General features: G+C 73.8%; 14 protein-coding genes. 8 read left to right on the top strand and 6 right to left on the bottom strand.

All coding sequences use genetic code 11. The annotated features are described in order from the left end of the window. Nucleotides 1-548, bottom strand: a 548-nt coding sequence (locus tag E2E34_RS06130; protein ID WP_138900890.1) for a PadR family transcriptional regulator, incomplete at its 3' end; no start/stop codon positions are given. 182 nt (nucleotides 549-730) lie between these two features. Between E2E34_RS06130 and E2E34_RS06125 the strand changes: the two genes are divergently transcribed. Next, a complete protein-coding gene (locus tag E2E34_RS06125; protein WP_167518223.1) occupies nucleotides 731-3,445 on the top strand; it encodes a SpoIIE family protein phosphatase/ATP-binding protein in 2,715 nt (904 codons plus the stop codon). A gap of 3 nt (nucleotides 3,446-3,448) precedes the next feature. Here the strand turns inward: E2E34_RS06125 and E2E34_RS06120 are convergent, their stop codons facing one another. Next, nucleotides 3,449-5,506 (bottom strand): SpoIIE family protein phosphatase, encoded by a 2,058-nt coding sequence (locus E2E34_RS06120; protein ID WP_138900888.1) that lies wholly within the window; start codon nucleotides 5,504-5,506, stop codon nucleotides 3,449-3,451. Between the two features lie 170 nt (nucleotides 5,507-5,676). On the opposite strand from E2E34_RS06120, the gene E2E34_RS06115 reads away from it, so the two are divergent. Further along, nucleotides 5,677-7,119, top strand: a complete 1,443-nt coding sequence (locus tag E2E34_RS06115) for an acyl-CoA synthetase (protein WP_138900887.1) — start codon at nucleotides 5,677-5,679, stop codon at nucleotides 7,117-7,119. Then, on the top strand, nucleotides 7,112-8,467 hold the full coding sequence (locus tag E2E34_RS06110) for a carboxyl transferase domain-containing protein (RefSeq protein WP_138900886.1): 1,356 nt from the start codon (nucleotides 7,112-7,114) through the stop codon (nucleotides 8,465-8,467). Before E2E34_RS06115 ends, E2E34_RS06110 begins: the two co-directional genes overlap by 8 nt. A 33-nt stretch (nucleotides 8,468-8,500) precedes the next feature. On the opposite strand, the gene E2E34_RS06105 is transcribed toward E2E34_RS06110, so the two are convergent. Together E2E34_RS06105 and E2E34_RS06100 are read right to left on the bottom strand one after the other, a co-directional pair. Beyond that, the gene (locus tag E2E34_RS06105; protein ID WP_138900885.1) at nucleotides 8,501-10,033 is read right to left on the bottom strand and encodes an SDR family oxidoreductase; all 1,533 of its coding nucleotides are present in this window, start codon (nucleotides 10,031-10,033) and stop codon (nucleotides 8,501-8,503) included. Between the two features lie 385 nt (nucleotides 10,034-10,418). Further along, complete coding sequence (locus E2E34_RS06100; protein WP_138900884.1) at nucleotides 10,419-11,063, bottom strand: transglycosylase SLT domain-containing protein; 645 nt, start codon at nucleotides 11,061-11,063, stop codon at nucleotides 10,419-10,421. Nucleotides 11,064-11,544: 481 nt separating this feature from the next. Here E2E34_RS06100 and E2E34_RS06095 point away from each other — a divergent pair, with 481 nt between their 5' ends. Beyond that, nucleotides 11,545-13,512, top strand: coding sequence for an ABC transporter ATP-binding protein (locus E2E34_RS06095; protein ID WP_138900892.1), 1,968 nt, complete (start codon nucleotides 11,545-11,547; stop codon nucleotides 13,510-13,512). 23 nt (nucleotides 13,513-13,535) lie between these two features. Here E2E34_RS06095 and E2E34_RS06090 read toward each other — a convergent pair whose 3' ends face one another. Continuing rightward, the gene (locus E2E34_RS06090) at nucleotides 13,536-14,306 is read right to left on the bottom strand and encodes an NPP1 family protein (protein ID WP_138900883.1); all 771 of its coding nucleotides are present in this window, start codon (nucleotides 14,304-14,306) and stop codon (nucleotides 13,536-13,538) included. A gap of 417 nt (nucleotides 14,307-14,723) precedes the next feature. On the opposite strand from E2E34_RS06090, the gene E2E34_RS06085 reads away from it, so the two are divergent. From E2E34_RS06085 to E2E34_RS06075, 3 genes are all read left to right on the top strand, one after another. Then, on the top strand, nucleotides 14,724-15,554 hold the full coding sequence (locus E2E34_RS06085; protein ID WP_138900882.1) for a PP2C family protein-serine/threonine phosphatase: 831 nt from the start codon (nucleotides 14,724-14,726) through the stop codon (nucleotides 15,552-15,554). A gap of 66 nt (nucleotides 15,555-15,620) precedes the next feature. After that, nucleotides 15,621-16,616, top strand: coding sequence for an MASE1 domain-containing protein (locus tag E2E34_RS06080; protein WP_425573312.1), 996 nt, complete (start codon nucleotides 15,621-15,623; stop codon nucleotides 16,614-16,616). 91 nt (nucleotides 16,617-16,707) lie between these two features. Further along, entirely contained in the window at nucleotides 16,708-17,076 is a 369-nt protein-coding gene (locus tag E2E34_RS06075; protein WP_138900881.1) for a tetratricopeptide repeat protein, read from the top strand. Nucleotides 17,077-17,101: 25 nt separating this feature from the next. Here E2E34_RS06075 and E2E34_RS06070 read toward each other — a convergent pair whose 3' ends face one another. Further along, entirely contained in the window at nucleotides 17,102-17,620 is a 519-nt protein-coding gene (locus tag E2E34_RS06070; protein ID WP_138900880.1) for an ATP-binding protein, read from the bottom strand. Between the two features lie 291 nt (nucleotides 17,621-17,911). On the opposite strand from E2E34_RS06070, the gene E2E34_RS06065 reads away from it, so the two are divergent. After that, the gene (locus E2E34_RS06065; RefSeq protein WP_138900879.1) at nucleotides 17,912-19,219 is read left to right on the top strand and encodes an alpha/beta family hydrolase; all 1,308 of its coding nucleotides are present in this window, start codon (nucleotides 17,912-17,914) and stop codon (nucleotides 19,217-19,219) included. Nucleotides 19,220-19,336 lie beyond the last annotated feature (117 nt).

Here is a 19,336-nt window from a genome sequence, read left to right as displayed (position 1 = left end):
GCGGCGAGCCGGTGGAGGGTGGCGAGTACGTCGTCGAGCCAGCCGAGCATCATCCGCTCGTACGCGATTCCGCCGCGCAGGACGACATGCTGGAGCTCCCGGCCGGCGTCGGGCGGCCCGGGCGCCTCGGGGCCGGTGAAATCACGCCGCTCCCCTGCCAGGTAGTGCGCGAGCCGGTCGGTGTGGGCCTGGCGGTGCCGCTCGACCTCACTGATCAGCGCGGCCGGGTCGTCGAAGGCCGCGCCGCGGATCTTCACGGCGAGGTCGTGCCGGACGCTCTCGGGTTCGATCGGCTCGTTCAGCCACCCGTGGAGCGCGGCCCGGCCGGCGGCGGCGACGGAGTACTCCTTCTTGTCCGGCCGTGCCTGCTGCGGCACTTCGCGGACGTCGATCCAGCCGTCGCTCTCCATCCGCTTGAGGACGCGGTAGATCTGCTGGTGGGTGGCGTTCCAGAAGTACCCGATGGACCGCTCGAACCGCCGGGCCAGCTCGTAGCCGGAGCCCGGCTTCTCCAGCAGGGAGACGAGAATCGCGTGTTCGAGCGCCATGCCCCGATCCTTCTATGCAACTCGTTGCATAGACAAGCGGCACGGCCCGGGTGAGACGCGGCTCACCCGCCGCACGAGTGCACCGGCGCGCCGGCGGGTCCGCGCACCGCCTGGTCGCCGGAGCGGCGCCGGGGTACAAATGAGACTGTGGTCGATCGTTTCACCTCGTGCCGGGCGGGTCGGTGCGGTCACTGACCGGGAAGCGCCCGCGAAGCGTCGCCGGGCAGGTCTTCGTCCTCCAGGTGGCGGTCGTGCTGCTGCTCGCCGCCGGTGCCGTGCTGGCCCTGGTGCTCCAGTCGCGCCACGACGGCGAGCGTGAGGCCCGCAACCGGTCGATCGCGGTCGCCGAGACGTTCGGCCGCTCGCTGGGACTCCAGGAGGCGCTGAGGGCCCCGGACCCGTCCGAGATCCTCCAGCCGCTCGCGGAGGAGACGCGGGAGCGGGCGGGCGTCGACTTCATCGTGGTGATGGACACCGGCGGGATCCGCTACACGCACCCCCAGCCCGACCGGATCGGCGAACGGTTCGTCGGCACGATCGAGCCGTCCCTGGCCGGCCGGGTCCACACCGAGAGCGTGGAAGGGCCGCTCGGCCAGGAGATCCAGGCCGTCGTCCCGGTCACGGCCGACGACGGCGAGGTCGTGGCGCTGGTCTCGGCGGGTCTCACCGTGCAGAACGTCAGCGGCGTGGTCGAGCGGCAGCTCCCGGTCATCCTCGGCGTCAGCGCGGCCGCCCTGGCCGTGGCCACCGCCGGCACGGCCCTGGTCGCCAGGCGGCTGCGGCGGCAGACCCACGGGCTCGGCACCCTTGAGATGACCCGCATGTACGAACACCACGACGCGGTCCTGCACGCCGTCCGGGAAGGCGTCCTGATCACCGACGGCGACGGCCGACTGCTGCTCGCCAACGACGAGGCGAAGCGGCTGCTCGGCCTCCCGCCCGACGCGGAGGGCCGGCACGTCGGGCAGCTCCCCCATCTCGACGAGCAGATGGCCGCCCTCCTGCTGTCCGGCCGGGAGGCCACGGACGAGGTCCTCTCGGCCGGGGACCGGCTGCTGGTGGTCAACCAGCGGCCGACGAAGCCGCACGGCCAGCCGGAGGGGTCCGCCGTCACCATCCGCGACTCCACCGAGATGCGCGTCCTGACGGGCCGGGCCGACGCGGCACGCCGTCGCCTGCAACTGCTGTACGACGCGGGGGTCGGCATCGGCACCACGCTCGACGTGCGGCGGACGGCCGAGGAGCTGGCGGACGTCGCCGTACCCCGGTTCGCGGACTTCGTGACCGTCGATCTGGCGGACCAGGTGCTGCACGGCGACGAGCCGACCGGCACCGGCGCCGACCTGCGGCGTACGGCGGTCGGCGGCATCCGCGACGACCAGCCGCTCTATCCGCGCGGCAAGCTGATCGACTTCCTGCCGTCGACCCCCCAGGCGCGCGGGCTCGGCAGCGGCCAGGCCGAGCTGGTGCCCGACCTGTCCGACGCGCCGGGGTGGTACGCCCAGGACCCGCCCGTGGCGCAGAGCATCATCGACTACGGGATCCATTCCCTGATCACGGCGCCCCTCAAGGCGCGGGGCGTCGTCCTCGGACTCGTCAACTTCTGGCGCATGGAGAAGCAGGAACCCTTCGACGACGACGACCTGTCCCTGGCCGAGGAGCTGGTCGCGCGGGCCGCCGTGAGCATCGACAACGCCCGCCGCTACACCCGCGAGCACGCCGTCGCCGTGGCGCTCCAGCGCAGCCTGCTGCCGCGCGGGCTCCCCGAGCACAGCGCCGTCGAGGTGGCGCACTACTACCTGCCCGCGCAGTCCGGGGTGGGCGGTGACTGGTTCGACGTGATCCCGCTGTCGGGCAGCCGCGTCGCTCTCGTCGTGGGCGACGTGGTGGGCCACGGACTGCACGCCGCGGCCACCATGGGGCGGCTGCGCACGGCGGTCCACAACTTCTCGTCCCTCGACCTGCCGCCCGACGAACTGCTGTCCCGGCTCGACGACCTCGTGCAGCGCATCGACCACAACGGCGAGGACGGCGCGGACGCCGACGACGACGGCATGCTGGGCGCCACCTGTCTGTACGCCGTGTACGACCCGGTGACCCGGCGCTGCGTCATGGCACGGGCGGGGCACCCGCCGCCGCTGGTCGTCCACCCCGACGGGCCCGTGGAGATCTTCCAGCTGCCGACCGGGCCGCCGCTGGGGCTGGGCGGGATGCCGTTCGAGACGGCCGAGCTGGTGCTGGCCGAGGGCAGCCAGCTCGTGCTCTACACCGACGGTCTGATCGAGGACCGCACCCGGGACATCGACGAGGGGCTTGAGCTGCTGCGCTCGGCCCTGAGCCGCCATCCGGACCGGCACCCGGAGGAGAGCTGCCGGGCGATTCTGGATGTCCTGCTGCCGGCCCGTCCGCGCGACGACGTGGCTCTGCTCGTCGCCCGTACCCGGACACTCGGCCCGGACCGTGTCGCCGAGTGGGACGTGCCGTTCGAGCCGAGCGCGGTCGCCGCGATGCGAGCCGTCGCCGCGAAGAAGCTGGCCGAATGGGATCTGTCGGCTCTCGCGTTCGGTACGGAGCTGATCCTCAGCGAGCTGATCACCAACGCCATCCGCTACGGCTCCGCCCCGGTCCGGATGCGACTGCTGCGTGACCGCACCCTGACCTGCGAGGTGTCCGACGCGAGCAGCACCTCACCCCATCTGCGGTACGCGGCCACCACGGACGAGGGCGGACGAGGACTGTTCCTCGTGGCGCAGCTGAGCCAGCGGTGGGGCACCCGGTACACGTCGGCGGGCAAGGTCATCTGGGCCGAGCAGGCGCTGCCGGGCGACTCGGGAGAGCCGGAGCAGGAGTTCCTCGGGTTCTTCGACATCGACGAGATCGACATCGACACCGTCTGAGGCTCAGGTCCGCCGGGTGCGGGCCAGGAGCACCGCCACGTCGTCCAGCGCCGGGCGGGGCAGCAACTGTTCGAGGACGCTGTCGCACAGTTCCTCCAGCGGCCGGTCGCGGCGGGCGAGTGCCTGCGCGAGCTTGCCCATGCCCTCGTCGAGGTCACGGTCCCGCGCCTCGATGAGGCCGTCGGTGTAGAGCACCAGCAGGCTGCCCGGCGGCAGCGCCACCCGCTGGGTCCGGAAGTCCCGTCCGCCGGTGCCCAGCGGCACGCCCGGCGAGCCGCCGAGGAACGCGAGGTCCCCGCCGGCCGTCGCCACCGCCGGCGGGGGGTGGCCCGCCCTGGCGATCACGCACTCCCCGGCCACCGGGTCGTGGACGGCGTACACGCAGGTCGCCATCTCGTCCTCCCCCACGTCGGCCACCACGGCGTCGAGGGAGCGGAGCATCTCGGCGGGGGCGATGCCGTGCCGGGCGAGGGTGCGCACGGCCGTGCGCAGCTGTCCCATGACCGCCGCCGCGTGGATCCCGTGGCCCATCACGTCCCCGATCACCAGGCCGGTCCTCCCGTCCGGCAGCGCGATGACGTCGAACCAGTCGCCGCCGACGGCGTGGTCGCTGGCGGGCAGGTAGCGCCCGGTGAGTTCGAGGCCGGTGACGTCGGGCAGCGCGCTGTTCGTCAGGCTCTGCCGCAATGTGAGGGCCGCCGCCCGCTGGCTGGTGTACATGCGCGCGTTGTCGATGTTCAGCGCGGCGCGGGCGACCAGCTCGTCGAGGAGGACGCAGTCCTGTTCGTCGAACGGGTCGCGGCTGCGAACGCGCGTGACGACGACCGCGCCGAGCACCCGGCCGCGGGCGACGAGGGGGATCAGCCGCGCGGAGCCGAGGGTCATGAGGTAGGCGCGCAGGCTGTCGGCCCGGGGGTCGGTGATCAGCGCCGGCACGTCGGACTGGTAGAGGTTCATCGGCCGGCCGTCGGCGATGACGCGCTCGTACAGCGAGCCGAGCGGAATGCGGGAGGTGGTGCCGGGCACCAGGGTCGCCGTGGGCGCGGACGGATCGGGGAATGCCGCCGCCATCCGGCGCACCACGCCGCGGGTGGACGCGGCGGCCTCGTCCGGTTCGAGGACCTCTTCCAGCAGTTGTACGTCGGCCGAGTCGGCGAACCGGGGCACCAGCAGTTGCACGATCTCCTCGGAGGTCTGCCGCAGGTCCAGCGTGGTGCCGACCCGGGTGCCGGCCTCGGCGAGCAGGGCGAAGCGGTGGCGGGCCCGTTCGGCCTCGATCTGCGCCTGCTGGCCCTCGGTGATGTCGATCAGGGAGGCGATCAGACCCAGCCGGCGGCCGGCGTTGTCGAGCAGTGGTGCGTACGAACAGGACCAGGTGCGTTCGCGGTCGGGGTCGGCGGGGGTACGGCCGGTCCTGCGGGCGTCGACGACGGGGGTGCCCCGGTCCAGGACCTGCCGCATCATCGCCTCCAGCGCCGTGGCGTTGACCCCGGGCACGACCTCGGTGAGCCGCTTGCCCAGGTGCTCGTCGGCGCGGACGCCGTTCATCCGGGCGAGGGCGTCGTTGACCCGCAGGAACCGCAGGTCGGGGCCGAGCGTGGCCAGGCCGATGGGCGACTGGGTGAAGAGGCTTTCCAGGGCCGCCAGGGAGTCCCGCATGTGCAGGACCTCGGAGGTCTCGACGGCGATCAGCAGGGTGCCGGGCCGCCCCCGCGGATCGGTGGCGGGGACGATCCACATCTCCATCGTCACGTCGTGGCCGTCGCGGTGGCGCACCGGCAGGGTGCCGACCACGGTCTCGCCCGCCTGGACGCGCCGCGTCAGCCGATCGGCCAGTTCGCGGTTGGCGTCGGGCACCAGCAGGGCCGCCGCGGACCGGCCGAGGACGTCCTCGGGCTGGTGGCCGAGCAGGTCCCGCGCGGCGAGCGACCACTCCACGATCCGCCCGTCGACGTCCTCGCGCCACAGGGCGATCGGCAGCAGCTCACGGAGCACGCCCGCGTACCCGACAACCCCCGGGGGCTGTCCCGGCACATCGCCCGACGACTGGTGTGTGTCCAACGCATCGACCTAACCCCGGGAGGGCGCATTTCTCCTCAAACACCTTATCCGAGGCATCGCCTCGGAGCCCTTCGCCGCCCTGCCGTCGCCGGTTTTCGACCCGTCGGCGCGGCGCCCGGTTATCGTCGGTCGCCAGGTTCCCGGCTGCCGCACAGCAAGGAGTACGACGCGTGTCCTCTCTCTTTCCGGCCCTGGCCGCGGGCTCGAACCGGCAGGCGCTGCGCTTCGGCGACCGGTCGCTGACCCACGCCGAGCTGGCCGAGGCCGCCGGTGTGACGGCCGGCCGGCTCCGGGGGGCGGAGCGGGTCGCCGTCTGGGCCACGGCGACCCTGGAGACCGCCGTCGGCGTGGTCGGCGCGCTCCTCGCCGGCGTGCCGGCCGTACCTCTCAACCCGAAGACCGGTGCGCGCGAGCTGGCGCACATCGTCTCGGACAGCGCGCCGTCACGGGTGCTGGCCGCTCCGGGAGACCGGCTCCCGCCGGCACTCGACGCCCTGGAGCGCGTCGACGTCGACGTACGCGCGACGGGCGGCGCGCCGCTTCCGCCCGAGCCGCCCGCCGAGGCCCCCGCGCTCATCGTGTACACCTCCGGCACCACCGGGCCCCCGAAGGGCGCCGTCCTGCCGCGCCGGGCGATCACTGCCACCCTCGACGCGCTCGCCGACGCCTGGCGGTGGACCGGGGACGACGTACTGGTCCACGCGCTGCCCCTGTTCCACGTGCACGGTCTGATCCTGGGCGTCCTCGGGCCGCTGCGGCGCGGCGGCGCCGTCCACCACCTCGGCCGGTTCGAAACGGACGCCCTGGCCCGTGAACTGGCCGCCCACGGGACGATGTTCTTCGGCGTCCCGACCATGTACCACCGCATCGCCGAAGCGCTGCCGGGCGACCCGGCGCTCGCCGGGGCGCTGTCCGGTGCGCGTCTGCTGGTGTCCGGGTCGGCCGCGCTGCCCGTGCGCGACCACGAGCGGATCGCCGCCGCGACCGGGCGGCGCGTCGTCGAGCGGTACGGCATGACGGAGACCCTGATGAACACGAGCGTCCGCGTCGACGGCGATCCCAGGCCGGGCACGGTCGGTGTGCCGCTCGACGGTGTGGAGCTGCGTCTCGTCGAGGAGTCGGGCGAGGAGATCACGGCGTACGACGGCGAGAGCGTCGGCGAGATCCAGGTGCGGGGGCCGAACCTGTTCACCGCGTACCTGAACCGGCCGGACGCGACGGCAGCGGCCTTCGACGGCGAGTGGTTCCGGACCGGCGACATGGCGACACGCGACCCGGACGGTCAGGTGCGGATCGTCGGCCGCAAGGCCACCGACCTCATCAAGAGCGGCGGTTACAAGATCGGCGCCGGGGAGATCGAGAACGCGCTCCTCGACCATCCGGGCGTGCGGGAGGCGGCGGTCACCGGGGAGCCGGACCCGGATCTCGGTGAGCGGATCGTCGCCTGGATCGTCCCTTCGGACAGGCACAACCCGCCCACCGCCGACGCGTTGGCCGGGCACGTGGCGCGTCAGCTTGCGCCGCACAAGCGGCCCCGCGAGGTCCGCCTGCTGGACACGCTGCCGCGCAACGACATGGGGAAGATCATGAAGCGGGCGCTGCGGCATGGCTGACACCTGGACGGCCCGCGAGGCGATCGCCGCGGTCGTGGACGGGGCGGACTTCACCGAACTGGCCGACGCGGCGGGCCCGGAGCGGCTTGCGGGCGTCGACGGCCCGATCGGGTGGCCGGGGTACGGACAGTCCCTGGCCCGCGCCGGGGAACGCACCGGCGAGCGGGAGTCGGTCGTCTGCGGGACCGGCTCGATCGGCGGCGCGCGAGCGGTCGTCGTGTCCTTCGAGTTCGGGTTCCTCGGCGGTTCCCTCGGCGAACGCACGGGTGAGCGCCTGGAGGCCGCGTACACCGCGGCCCGCGAGCGGCGCCTCCCGCTGGTCTCCCTGATCGCCACCGGCGGCAGCCGGATGCAGGAGGGCATGCGGGCCCTGGTCCAACTCCAGCGCGTGGCCCGCCAGTCCGCGCTGCTGCGCGCGTCCGGGGTGCCGCAGGTCGCCGTCCTGCGCGACCCCGCCACCGGAGGCGGATGGGCGACGCTCGGCGCCGGGGCGGACGTGATCCTGGCCCTGCCCGGGGCGCAGGTCGGCTTCGCCGGGTCGCGGGTCCGGCCGCCGGACGCCGACCCGGCGGCGTACACCGCCGAAGGGCAGCTCGCCGCCGGGCAGATCGACGCGGTCGTACGCCGTGAGGACCTGCGGGAGGCCCTGGCGCGGTGGCTCGGCCACCTGGGCGCGCCGCCCTGGGAAGGGCGGCCCGAGCCCCCCGGCCCGCTCGGCGCGCGCCCGACGGGGGAGCCGCCCGCCCGCACCGGCTGGGAGGCGGTCGTACGGGCCCGCTCCCCCAGGCGGCCGCGCGCCGACGCGTACCTCGCTGCGTACTTCGACCGGGTCCAGGAGATCAGCGGTGACCGCTGCGGGGGCACGGACCCGGGCATGCGCTGCGGATTCGGGCTGCGGCAGGGCCGGGCCGTCGCGTACGCCGCCCAGTGCGGCACCGCGACGCTCCCCGCCGGCTTCCGCACCGCCGCCCGTCTGGTGCGCCTCGCCGACCGGCTGGGCATTCCGGTGCTGACCCTCGTCGACACACCGGGCGCGGCCAACGACGCCGAGGCCGAGCGGGCGGGCGCGGGCGCCGCCATCGCGGAGCTGTTCGACGCCATGGCCACCGCGCGCGTGCCGCTCACCACGCTCCTGATCGGCGAGGGCGGGTCGGGCGGCGCGCTCGCGCTGGCCGCACCCGGCAACCTCTGGGCCGCTCCCGACAGCTACTTCTCGGTCATCGCCCCGGAGGCGGCCGCCGCCATCCTCAAGCGCGCCCCCGGGCAGGTGCCGCGGACCGCCGATCTGCTGCGGCTGCGACCGCACGACCTGGTGGAGCTGGGCATCGCCCGGGGGGTGGTGGGCTGAGCGGGCGTGGTCCGCCTGGGCCGGTGCGGCCCCTCACCGCGCGGTGTCCGCTTCGGCGGGCCGTTCCCCGTCCGGGCGGCCGGCGGCGGCGAGGGCGATGTTGCGGGCCATGCCTCCGAAGACGACGGCGTGGAACGGCGAGACGCTCCACCAGTAGGCGTGCCCGAGCAGGCCGTGGGGGTGGAACAGGGCCCGCTGCCGGTAGCGGGTGCGCCCGGCCTCGTCCTGCTCGGCGTACATCTCCAGCCAGGCGAGGCCCGGAAGCCGCATCTCCGCCCGCAGCCGGAGCAGCCTGCCGCGGTCGATCTCCTCGACCCGCCAGAAGTCCAGCGAGTCGCCCACCCGCAGCCGGTGGGCGTCGCGCCGGCCGCGCCTGAGCCCCACACCGCCGACCAGGCGGTCCGCCCAGCCGCGCACGGCCCACGCGAGGGGGAACGAATACCAGCCGTTCTCACCGCCGACCCCCTCGATCACCGTCCACAGGGCCTGCGGGGAGGCGTCGACGGTCCGCTCCCGCCGGTCGGTGTAGAGGCTGCCGCCGGCCCAGTCGGGGTCGGTGGGCAGCGGGTCACTGGGCGCGCCGGGCACCGACGCGGAGGACCAGCGGGTGGTGACCCGGGTCTCGCGCACCCGCTGGAGTGCCAGGGCGAGGGCCTGGTCGACGCCGATCGGGGAGCCCGGCGGGTCGGGGACGTACGCGGCGATGTCGTGCTCGTCGCACACGACCTCGTGGCGCAGCGACTCGGCCAGCGGGCGGGCGATCTGCCGGGGCACCGGGGTGACCAGGCCGACCCAGTGGCTGGACAGTCCGGGCGTCAGGACGGGCACGGGGACGATGAGCCGCCGGGGCAGCCCGGCGGCGGCGGCGTACCCGCGCATCATGTCGCGGTACGTGACGACGTCCGCGCCGCCGATGTCGAACGCGCGGTTCACCTCGGGGGGCATGAGCGCGCTGCCGACGAGGTAGCGCAGGACGTCCCGGACGGCGATGGGCTGGATGCGGGTGCGCACCCAGCTGGGCGTGACCATCACAGGCAGGCGTTCCGTGAGGTAGCGGAGCATCTCGAAGGAGGCCGAACCGGAGCCGATGATGACCGCCGCGCGCAGTACGGTCGTCGGGACGCCGGAGCGCAGCAGGATCGCGCCCACCTCGGCGCGCGAGCGCAGATGCGGCGACAGTTCACGTGCCGGCACGTTCCGGGGGGTCAGGCCGCCGAGGTAGACGACGCGGCGGACGCCGGCGGCGCGGGCCTGCTCGCCGAAGATCTCGGCGGCGCGGCGGTCGGTCCGCTCGAAGCCGGCACCGGTGCCGAGGGCGTGCACCAGGTAGTACGCGACGTCGATGTCCCGCATCGACGCGCGGACCGACTCCTCGTCGGTGACGTCGCCGCGCACCACCTCGACGCGGTCGGCCCAGGGGTGGTCGCGCAGTTTCTGCGGGGTACGGGCCAGACAGCGCACCTGGTGCCCGGCGGCCAGCAGTTCGGGGACGAGCCGGCCGCCGATGTATCCGGTGGCGCCGGTGACCAGGCACCGCAGGTGCGGCGATCCGTCCTTGTGCGTCATGGGCGCGCCTCCGTCGTGACCGGCGGCCGCTGCCCGGCGCCGCCGGTTCGCCGCCGTTCCCCTGCCGCTCTCCCCCACTCAACCTCTTCCCCGCGGGGACGGCACATGGATGCGGCAAGTGGGCCTCGGCGGCCGAGTGGGCGCCGCGGGCGAACCGCCCGTCACCGGCGGGCCGCCCTTGCCCCCGACGGAGTCGTGCGTCGCGGAGCGCGGTATCGGCACGCCCGCGCCGCCCCTACAGTGCGACGACGCGCCGCCCCAGTCGGGGCGGCGCGTCGCGGTGCTTCACCGTTCGCCACGGGCCGGGGGCCCGGGCGCTGTCGTGCGGCATGTGCCGCTACGTCGCTTGCGTACGCGGCTGGGCGGTGCGGGTCGCCGGCGTCGCTCAGTACGCGGAGTCGACGTTGTCGATCGAGCCGTACCGGTCGGCGGCGTAGTTGGCGGCCGCGGTGATGTTGGCGACCGGGTCGGTCAGTTCCTTCGGCGTGCCCTCGACGTGGTAGGCGTCGAAGGTGGGCTGGATCACCTGGAGGAGACCCTTGGAAGGCGTGCCGTTCTGCGCGTTGATGTCCCAGTCGTTGGCCGCGTCGGGGTCGCCGCCGGACTCGCGCATGATGTTGCGGTGCAGGCCCTCGTAGCTGCCCGGAATGCCCTCGTCCTTCATGATGGCCAGGGCCTCGCGGATCCAGCCGTCCAGGTTGTCCGGGTACGAAGCCGCCTTCTTGGCCTTCGCCGCCTTGTCGGCCTTCTCAGCCTTCTCAGCCTTCTCAGCCTTCGCGGCCTTCGCTGCCTTCGCGGCCTTCTCGGCCTTCAGCGCCTGCGCCGCGATGGCGTCGGCCTGCGCGAAGACGCCGGCCGCCGATACCTTCGCCGACGCGGCCACGCTCTGCGGTGCCGGGGCGGCGGCGTGCGCGGGGGACGGGGCGACGGACAGAGCCACCGCTGCGGCTCCGGCGGCGCACAGCGCCGAGACGGAGAACTTGCGGATCCGGACGGTACGGGCGGCGGGGTTCAGCGACTGAGCGGGCATACGGAAGGAACTCCATTCGGAGGCAACAGGGACGGCCACGGAGACCGGCGAGGCACAGCGGAGCTGGCTACGAGGTCTGCGACGGCCGGAGCGAGCGGTGCCCGGCCGGTCGGGAGCGGTGAACTCCCCGGGCTGCATCCATGGTTAGCGGCCGGTTCGCGCCCCGGCAATGACCCGCCGTACTGCCCGACTACGTAGAAAAGGGCGCCGGGAGCCGGACGGCGCCCGCCCTGAGCGGTGAGAACGCGCACCGGCTCCTCCTACCGGCCTTCGTATGTGATCTGGCGCCTATGGGCCGACTCACAGCCGAGGGGGCCGCGGGAGGGGCGGGAAGTGACGGCGGCCACGCGTCCTCGTGGCCGCCGCGCCTACAACGGGGCGCCGCTGGGCAACTTCGACTCATGCACCGATCAGCGGGCAGCACCGCCCAGGTCACAGGCGGGAGCGATGCGGCGTGAAGAGGTTCTTCGGGCGGGTACGGATGCACGAGCCCGCGGTCTCGGAGGCGGAGCGCGAGCTCTTCGGGGGCCCTTTGCGGTACGACATGGGCTGGTCCGAGCACGAGCGGGCGCAGCTCGACCTGACGATGCCGACGGCCCTGCGGGCCATGCCGCGGCTGGTCGGCGGGACCCTGCGCCGGGCCTGGCGGGCGGACCGGCCGTCGCTGCTGGGCGTGGGGCTGAGCGAGATCGGGCAGGGCGTCGCGGCGGCGGTGACCCTGCTGGCGGTCAACGCGGTGATGCACGCCCTGCTCGGCTCCGGCGCCCCGGCCGACCGGTTGCGTGCCGCCCTGCCGGGCCTGGTGGTCGTGGCGGTGGTCGCCGTGGTCAACGCCGGCCTGGCGGGCTGGTCGACCTCCAGGGCCGGGCGCCTGGAACCGCTGGTGGAGCGACTGGCCACCACCGAGTACCTGGCCGCGGCCACGGCGGTGGAGCTGGAAGCCATCGAGGACCCGGATTTCCGCCGGCTGATCGATGTGGCGCAGTACGGGGCGGCCTCCGCCCGGCGGATGATCGGCGCCTGCGTCGCCGCGCTCAACGGCACGATCGCGCTGATCGCCACGGCGGGCATCCTCACGGTCCTCGACCCCGTGCTGCTGCCGATGCTGCTGCTGATCGCCGCCCCGCGCGGCTGGGGCGCGATGCGGGTGGCGCAGGAGCGGTACGTGTCCGTGATGACCTGGGTCGAGCACATGCGGGCCAGCCGTCTGATCGCCGGCCTGCTCACCGAGCGCACCGCCGCACAGGAAGTGCGCATCCACGCGGTCGGCCCTTTCCTCCTCGACCGCTACCGCGACATGGCCGAGAGCGCCGAGACCGAGCAGAAGCGGCTCGCCAACGGCAAGGCGGTCACCGAACTGGTGGCCGCCGCGCTCTCCGGCGTCGCCATGGCCGGCACGTACGCGGTGATGGGCTGGCTGATCGTGACCGGGCGGATGGACCTCGCGGTCGCCGGCACGGCGGTGATCGCCGTACGGTCGGGCTCGGCGAGCCTCGGGGCGCTGGTGATGAACGTCAACGAACTGCACGAGGAGTCGCTGTACGTGCAGGACCACGACCGGTTCCTCCGCGAGGCGGCCGGGCGCGCCGTCCCCCAGGGGGGAGCGGGCGTGCCGGTGCGGATGGACGGCGTGACGCTGCACAAGGTCGGCTACCGGTACCCCGACCGGGACGAGCCGGCGCTGGACGAGGTGTCCCTCTCCGTACCGATGGGGTCCGTGATCGCGGTGGTCGGCGAGAACGGCTCCGGCAAGAGCACACTGATGAAGGTCCTCGCCGGGCTGCTGCTGCCGCAGAGCGGCGAGGTGCGCTGGGGCGGCGTGGAGCTGGGCGACCTGGACCGCGCCCAGCTCTTCGAACGGGTCTCCCTGCTCACGCAGGACTTCCAGCGCTGGCCGGTGACCGCGGCGATGAACGTCCGGATCGGGCGGCCCCACCGCGCCGCCACCCCCGAGGACCTGGAGCCCTCGGTCGTCTATGCGGGAGCGGCACCGCTCGTCGCGAGGCTCCCCCAGGGGCTGCGGACCCTGCTGGCCCGGGTGTTCCGCGGCGCGTCGGAGATCAGCGGCGGGGAGTGGCAGAAGATCGGCCTGGCCCGTACCCACTGGCGCACCGGCACGTGTCCGCACGACAGCGTGCTGATCGTCGACGAGCCGACCTCCGCACTCGACCCCGAGGCGGAGATCGAGGCGTTCGAGCGCATCCGCCGCCTGGCCGGCCCGGATCGGGCCGTCGTCCTGGTCACCCACCGGATGTCCGGCGTGCGCCACGCCGACACCATCTACGTCCTGCACGGGGGCCGGCTGGCTGAGCACGGCAGCCACGACGAGCTGATCGCGGCCGGCGGCCGTTACGCGGCGATGTTCCGCACCCAGGCCGCCCAGTACGCCCCGTACGCGCCGACGGAGAAGTCCGTGCCGGTCCCCCGCCCCGGCACCCCCGCGCCCTGAAGGGCGGTCACGCTGACGAGGGGTCAGGCGGCGTGGGGGTCGAAGGGGATGCCGGACGGCTTGGCCTTCTCCAGGTGCGAGCCGAAGCTGCCGTCCTTGAGGCCGAAGACGGCGCTGCCGAAGTCGGCCCGGACGAGCTTGTCGCGGACTCCGGCGGGGTAGCCGTTCCACCCGACCAGCCGGGGGAACTGCCACCCGCGGTAGTGGTTCTCCGGGGGCTCGTCGTTGGAGTTCGCGGGCCGGAAGCAGTGGGTGCTCAGGCCGTCCTTGTGGTAGACGACCTTGGGGTGCGTCCCGTCCCAGCGGATCCGGTCGCGGCCGTGGACGTTGAACCTGCCGTGGGCGGAGGTGGAGACGTACTGGGCCTGGTTGTCCCGCACCCACACCACGACGTGCTCCCAGTCGTGGCGGTGCCCGCCGAGGCCGCTGCCCGCCACGGCCTGGTCCTTCTCGAAGTAGAGCCCGTACATGATCGCGCACCAGCCGTTGTTGCACTTGGACCGCGCGTATCCGTTGGTGTTGTCGAGGTCCCAGGAGTCGCGGCACTGGCCGTTGAGGGCGCCGGAGGGGTTCAGGCCGCCGTTCACCGTGCCGTCGGGGCCTATCGCGGGGGTCGGGTAGCAGCCGTCCGTGTCGTAGTCGAAGGCGGGCTGGAACGTCTGCTCCAGTCCGTCCGCGCCCGCCGGCAGCGCCGGGGGCGGGGCGGCGAGGGCGCTGCCCGGAAAGGCGATGACCAGCGCCACGGCGCCGGCCAGGACGATCGGGGCCCTGCGCATCCACGAACTCGACTTCACTGCGTCCTCCTGACGGCCGCGACGTCCAGCGCGCGGCCAGATTGGCATGCCCATTGCAAGGCTTACCGAACCGCGTTGCGCGGCACGTGTCGAGGGATGTCGCGGTGATGAAGAGTCAGTCAACGGGTGATACGGGCCCGGTGGGGGATGAGCCGGCCCGGGCAGCGGGCCTGCCGCGTACGACGCCGAGCCCGACCCGGTCGAGATACACGCCCGCCCGGCTCGTCCCGCGCGGCTCGGGAGAACCACCGGTGCCCCTGCCGGGCGGCGGCCTTCCCACCGGATCGACGAGGCCGCGCCCGCCGCCGGGATGCTCGCTGAGCGGAAGTGGCGTCCCGGAAATACGATGGAGCGTGCCGCCGCGCGCGGTTTCACGGCAGTGGTTCGCGCATGAGCCCATGAATCTCGGAGCGGTCCATGACCCGGCGTCGTCCCACGAGCGCCGACGACCTGCTGACCCGGCTCGGGCGGCTCACGGAGCAGGTTCGTACCGGCACAGAGCTGCAACAGGCGCGGGTCGAACTGGCCGAGGCGCTTCAGCGCGAGATGCTGCCGGCGGAACTGCCCTCCGTGCCCGGGCTGCGGGTCGCGGCCCGGTACTCGCCCGCGCGGCACGGCCTGGACATCGGCGGCGACTGGTACGACGCGTTCCCGCTCCCCGACGGTTCGCTGGCGTTCTGCATCGGTGACGTACAGGGCCATGACGTGGAAGCGGCCGCTTTCATGGGCCAGGTCCGGATCGGCCTGCGCGCGGTGGCCGTGTCCGCAGCCGATCCCGGGGAGGTGCTGCGGCGGGCGAACGAGCTGCTGCTGTCGGTGGACAGCAGCCTCTTCGCGACCTGTACGTTCCTGCGCTTCGACCCGGCCACCCAGGAGCTGGAGAGCGCCCGCGCCGGTCATGTGCCCCTCGTCTGGGCCTCGGCCGACGGCCGGTGCGGGATCGCCGAGGACGAGGGCGGACTGCCGCTCGGGCTGATGCTCGGCGAGGAGTACCCGGTCGCCCGGCGCCGGATGACCCAACCGGGGTCCTTCGTGCTGGTCACCGACGGGGTGGTCGAGGGGCCGTCGTTCCCGATAGAGGCCGGTCTGGAGCAGGTGGCCGCCCTGGTCTCCGCCGGGTGCTGCGGCGATCCCGACGTGCTGGCCGCCCAGGTGATGAAGGTGGCGGACTCCACCGGCCACGCGGACGACGCCGCGGTGCTCGTCCTGGCCTACGACGGACCACCGCCGGCGGAGCGGCCCGGGTGAGGCGGGCGCCCCGGCGGGGCGTGTCACGGCCGCGATCACGGCCACGTGCGTTGTCTGATGGCTGGTGTGATGCGCCCCGAGGAGATCCGACGCGTGTCCGGAGTCGTCCTTCGGATTCTCGGCGTGGCCGCGGCCTACTTCGCGGCCGGGCAGATCGGTCTCCTGGAGCAGGTGACCGTCGAGGGTTCCGTCGTCACGCCGCTGTGGCCGCCCACCGGGATCGCCCTCAGCTGCCTGCTCCACATGGGGCTGCGGATCTGGCCGGGGATCGCGCTGGGCACCCTTCTCGTGATGCTGTCGCTCACCTCGTTCCGTCCCGCCGAGATCGCCATCATGGCGGGCAACACGCTGGCTCCGGTGTGCGCGTACCTGATGCTGCGCCGCGTGGGCTACCACGCCGAGCTGAACCGGCTGCGGGACGGGGTGGCGCTGGTCTTCCTGGGCGCGCTGGGCGGGATGCTGATCAGCGCCACCGTGGGCTGCGGCACGCTGGTCCTCACCCGCAATCTGCCGCTCGGCGATTTCTGGCCGGTGTGGGCGGCGTGGTGGGCGGGGGACGCCATGGGCGTGCTCGTGGTGACGCCGCTGCTGGTGGTGCTCCGGCGGATCCGGCTGCCGCGCGACGCGTCCCGGTGGGCGGAGGCCGCGGCGCTGGCGGTGACCGCCGCGGTGGTCGTTCCGCTGGCCACCCGGAGCGAGATGTCCCTGCTCTTCCTCGCCTTCCCGCTCCTCATCTGGGCGGCCCTGCGCTTCCGCCTGGCGGGGAGCGCGCCGTGCGCGATGTTCGTGTCCGTACTGGCGATCTCGGCGGCGATCGACCGTGTGGGACCGTTCGCCGACCACAGCCTCTTCGAGGTCATGCTCACCCTCCAGGCCCTCAACGGTTCGGTGGCGCTGACCGGGCTGCTGTTGGCGGCGATCATCACCGAGCAGCAGAACGTCCGCACGAAGATCGAGCTGGCCTGCCACGAACTGGCCGAAGTGGTGGAGCGCCTCGCTCCGGGGGAGGCCGCGCACCGGCTGGGGCCCGGCCTGGGCGAGAGCAGCCGCGCGGCGGACTGACCGCGCCAGCTTCGTGGAATGTTCAACCACTGCGCGCTGTTGGGCATGTCGCACGGCCCCGGGCCCCCGGGGCGCCGACAGGAGGGTCCCGATGACCGCGACCGCACGGACGAATCCGAACGACGTCTACTACAGCCACGGCACCGCCGCCGAACGCTGGGCGCGGGCGCAACTCTTCTTCGAGGCCAAGGAGTACGACAAGGCCGCGCGCGTCCTCACCGGCCTGGTCGAAGAGGTCCCCGAGCAGCTCTCGCCCCGCCTGCTGCTCGCCCGCTCGTACTACCACTCCGCCCAGCTGGGCAAAGCGGAGACCGAGCTGCGCTCCATCGTGGAGCGCAGCCCGGTCGAGTACTACGCCCAGCTGATGCTGGGCCGCACCTTGGAGCGGCAGGGCCGGGGCAGCGAGGCGGCGCCGCATCTGCGGCTGGCCGCCGCGCTGTCCGGCGACTTCCCCGGTTAGCCGCGGCGGGCGCGGACCTCCCGGGCTAGACGAGCACGGGAACCGCGACGGGGACAGGGGACGCGGCGGACGGAGCCGGGGCGGGCGCGGGAGCCGGCTCCGGCTGCCCCTTGGCATCGCCCACGCCCGGAACGGGCGGGCACGGCACCAGGGGGCTGTGGTGCGCGTCCGCGACGCGCCGGGTGAACCAGACGACCTTGCCGTCGGGGGTGCCGCAGGTCCCCCAGCTGTCGCACAGCCGGGCCACGGCGGCGAGTCCGCCTCCGCCGGCGGAGGCGAGGCGTGGCATCGGGGGGCCGTTGTCGGCCACCGAGACCGTGAGATGCCTGCCGGTCCAGCGCAGTTCGACCACACACCGGTTGTCGTCGCCGACATGGCGGTGGACATTGGTCAGAAGTTCCTCGACACCCCTGCACACCGGCTGGATGTGCAGCTCGAGATTCCAGTGCCGCAGGTGAGCGGCAACGATGCGCCGGATCTGCGAGACGCGCTCCGCCGATACGTGCAGTTCGACCGCGTAATTCCGGCCGCTGGGAAGTGTCATGGCCGTGGCTCCTTACCGCGAGGCCCACATGCTTCACCTCGTTGCAGCAACGATCCCCGAACACGAAGAGTGAGCGATAGTCACCAGTGGGTCAGGCACATCGTCACCCCCGGACGAGCGAACCGCAACCGGTGCGGCTCAAGGCCCGGGCGTCCCGCCGGGTCCGTATGCCGTACAGCGGTTACGCCGACTGCCCGGGGCCGCCGACTTGCGCGGCGGTGACGGATGGGGTTGGTTCGAAGAGGGTGTGGACGTGGTTTCTGTCTCCCCTGGGGTTGGGGGTGAACCACCGTGCTGTTCACCGATCGCGCCGACGCGGGACAACGGCTGGCCGTGGCCCTGCGACACCTGGAAGCCGACGATCCCGTCGTACTGGGCCTGCCGCGCGGCGGAGTTCCGGTGGCCTACGAAGTGGCCAGAACGCTCGGCGCCCCCCTCGACGTGGTCGTCGTACGCAAACTGGGCGTCCCCTACCACCGCGAGCTGGGGTTCGGCGCCATCGGCGAGGGCGGGGCGCGGGTCATCAGCGACGACATCGTCCGCCGCAGCGGGGTGGGCCCGGACGAGGCCGCTGCGGTCGAACGCACCGAGAAGGCCGAGCTGGACCGGCGGGCGCGGCGGTTCCGGGGCGACCGGCCCCGGCTGGCGCTGCGCGGGCGGACCGCCGTCGTGGTCGACGACGGGATCGCGACCGGCGCCACGGCGGCCGCCGCGTGCGAGGTCGTACGGGCGCAGGGCGCGGCCCGCGTGGTGCTCGCGGTCCCGGTGGCCGCGCCCGACGCCGTGGCGCGGCTGAGCGGTCAGGCGGACGACGTCGTGTGCCTGTCCGTTCCGGCCATGTTCCGTGCGGTCGGCGAGTGGTACGAGAACTTCACCCAGACCTCCGACGAGGAGGTCGTCGCGCTGCTGGCCCGGGCCGCCGGCCCGACGGCCACCCGGCGCCGGGCCGGGGAGGCGGCCGAAGAGGTGGAGGTGGACGCCGACGGCGTCCGGCTCGCCGGGGACCTCGCCCTGCCCGAGGGCGCCGGCGGGGTCGTCATGTTCGCCCACGGCTCCGGCAGCGGCCGCCGCAGTCCGCGCAACAGGCAGGTGGCGACGGCCCTCAACCGGGCCGGCTTCGGCACGCTGCTCCTCGATCTGCTCACCCCCGCCGAGGAGGCCCACCGGGCGAACGTCTTCGACATCGACACCCTCGCCGGACGGCTCGCGGACACCACCCGCTGGCTGCGGACCCGTACATCCGCGCCCCTCGGCTACTTCGGGGCGAGCACCGGGGCCGCGGCGGCGCTGCGGGCCGCCGCGGCCGCCGCCACGTCCGGCAGCGCGGAGATCGGGGCCGTCGTCTCGCGCGGCGGCCGGCCCGACCTGGCCCGGCCGCGGCTCGGCGACGTACGCGCGCCGACGCTGCTCATCGTGGGCGGCCGGGACACCCTGGTGCTGGATCTCAACCGGCGGGCCCAGGCGGAGTTGCGCTGCGAGAACCGCCTCGACGTGGTCCCCGGCGCCACGCACCTCTTCGAGGAACCGGGCGCGCTGGAGCAGGTCGCCGGGCTCGCCGGGGACTGGTTCGCCACCCACCTGGGCCCGCGCACCGGCTGACGGAGCCCCTGGAACCGGTACGGCGCCCGCCCATCCGCCTCGCGGCCGAGCCGAGGTGCGCGTGGAGGCCGACGGGGCGGCCGCGGCGCAGGATGGTCTCGATCAGGTGAACTCCGC

It is taken from the genome of Streptomyces albidochromogenes, from assembly GCF_005981925.1.
Lineage (GTDB): Bacteria > Actinomycetota > Actinomycetes > Streptomycetales > Streptomycetaceae > Streptomyces > Streptomyces albidochromogenes.
Note: the sequence above shows the minus strand (reverse complement) of the source record. Positions and strands in the feature narration are given on the sequence as shown.

What these genes read in the sequence shown, in the direction of transcription:
- E2E34_RS06070 (WP_138900880.1), bottom strand. Translation starts at nt 17,620, where the DNA reads ATGACACTTCCCAGCGGCCGGAATTACGCGGTCGAACTGCACGTATCG.
- E2E34_RS06110 (WP_138900886.1), top strand. Translation starts at nt 7,112, where the DNA reads ATGGCTGACACCTGGACGGCCCGCGAGGCGATCGCCGCGGTCGTGGAC.
- E2E34_RS06075 (WP_138900881.1), top strand. Translation starts at nt 16,708, where the DNA reads ATGACCGCGACCGCACGGACGAATCCGAACGACGTCTACTACAGCCAC.
- E2E34_RS06095 (WP_138900892.1), top strand. Translation starts at nt 11,545, where the DNA reads ATGCACGAGCCCGCGGTCTCGGAGGCGGAGCGCGAGCTCTTCGGGGGC.
- E2E34_RS06085 (WP_138900882.1), top strand. Translation starts at nt 14,724, where the DNA reads ATGACCCGGCGTCGTCCCACGAGCGCCGACGACCTGCTGACCCGGCTC.
- E2E34_RS06105 (WP_138900885.1), bottom strand. Translation starts at nt 10,033, where the DNA reads ATGACGCACAAGGACGGATCGCCGCACCTGCGGTGCCTGGTCACCGGC.
- E2E34_RS06100 (WP_138900884.1), bottom strand. Translation starts at nt 11,063, where the DNA reads ATGCCCGCTCAGTCGCTGAACCCCGCCGCCCGTACCGTCCGGATCCGC.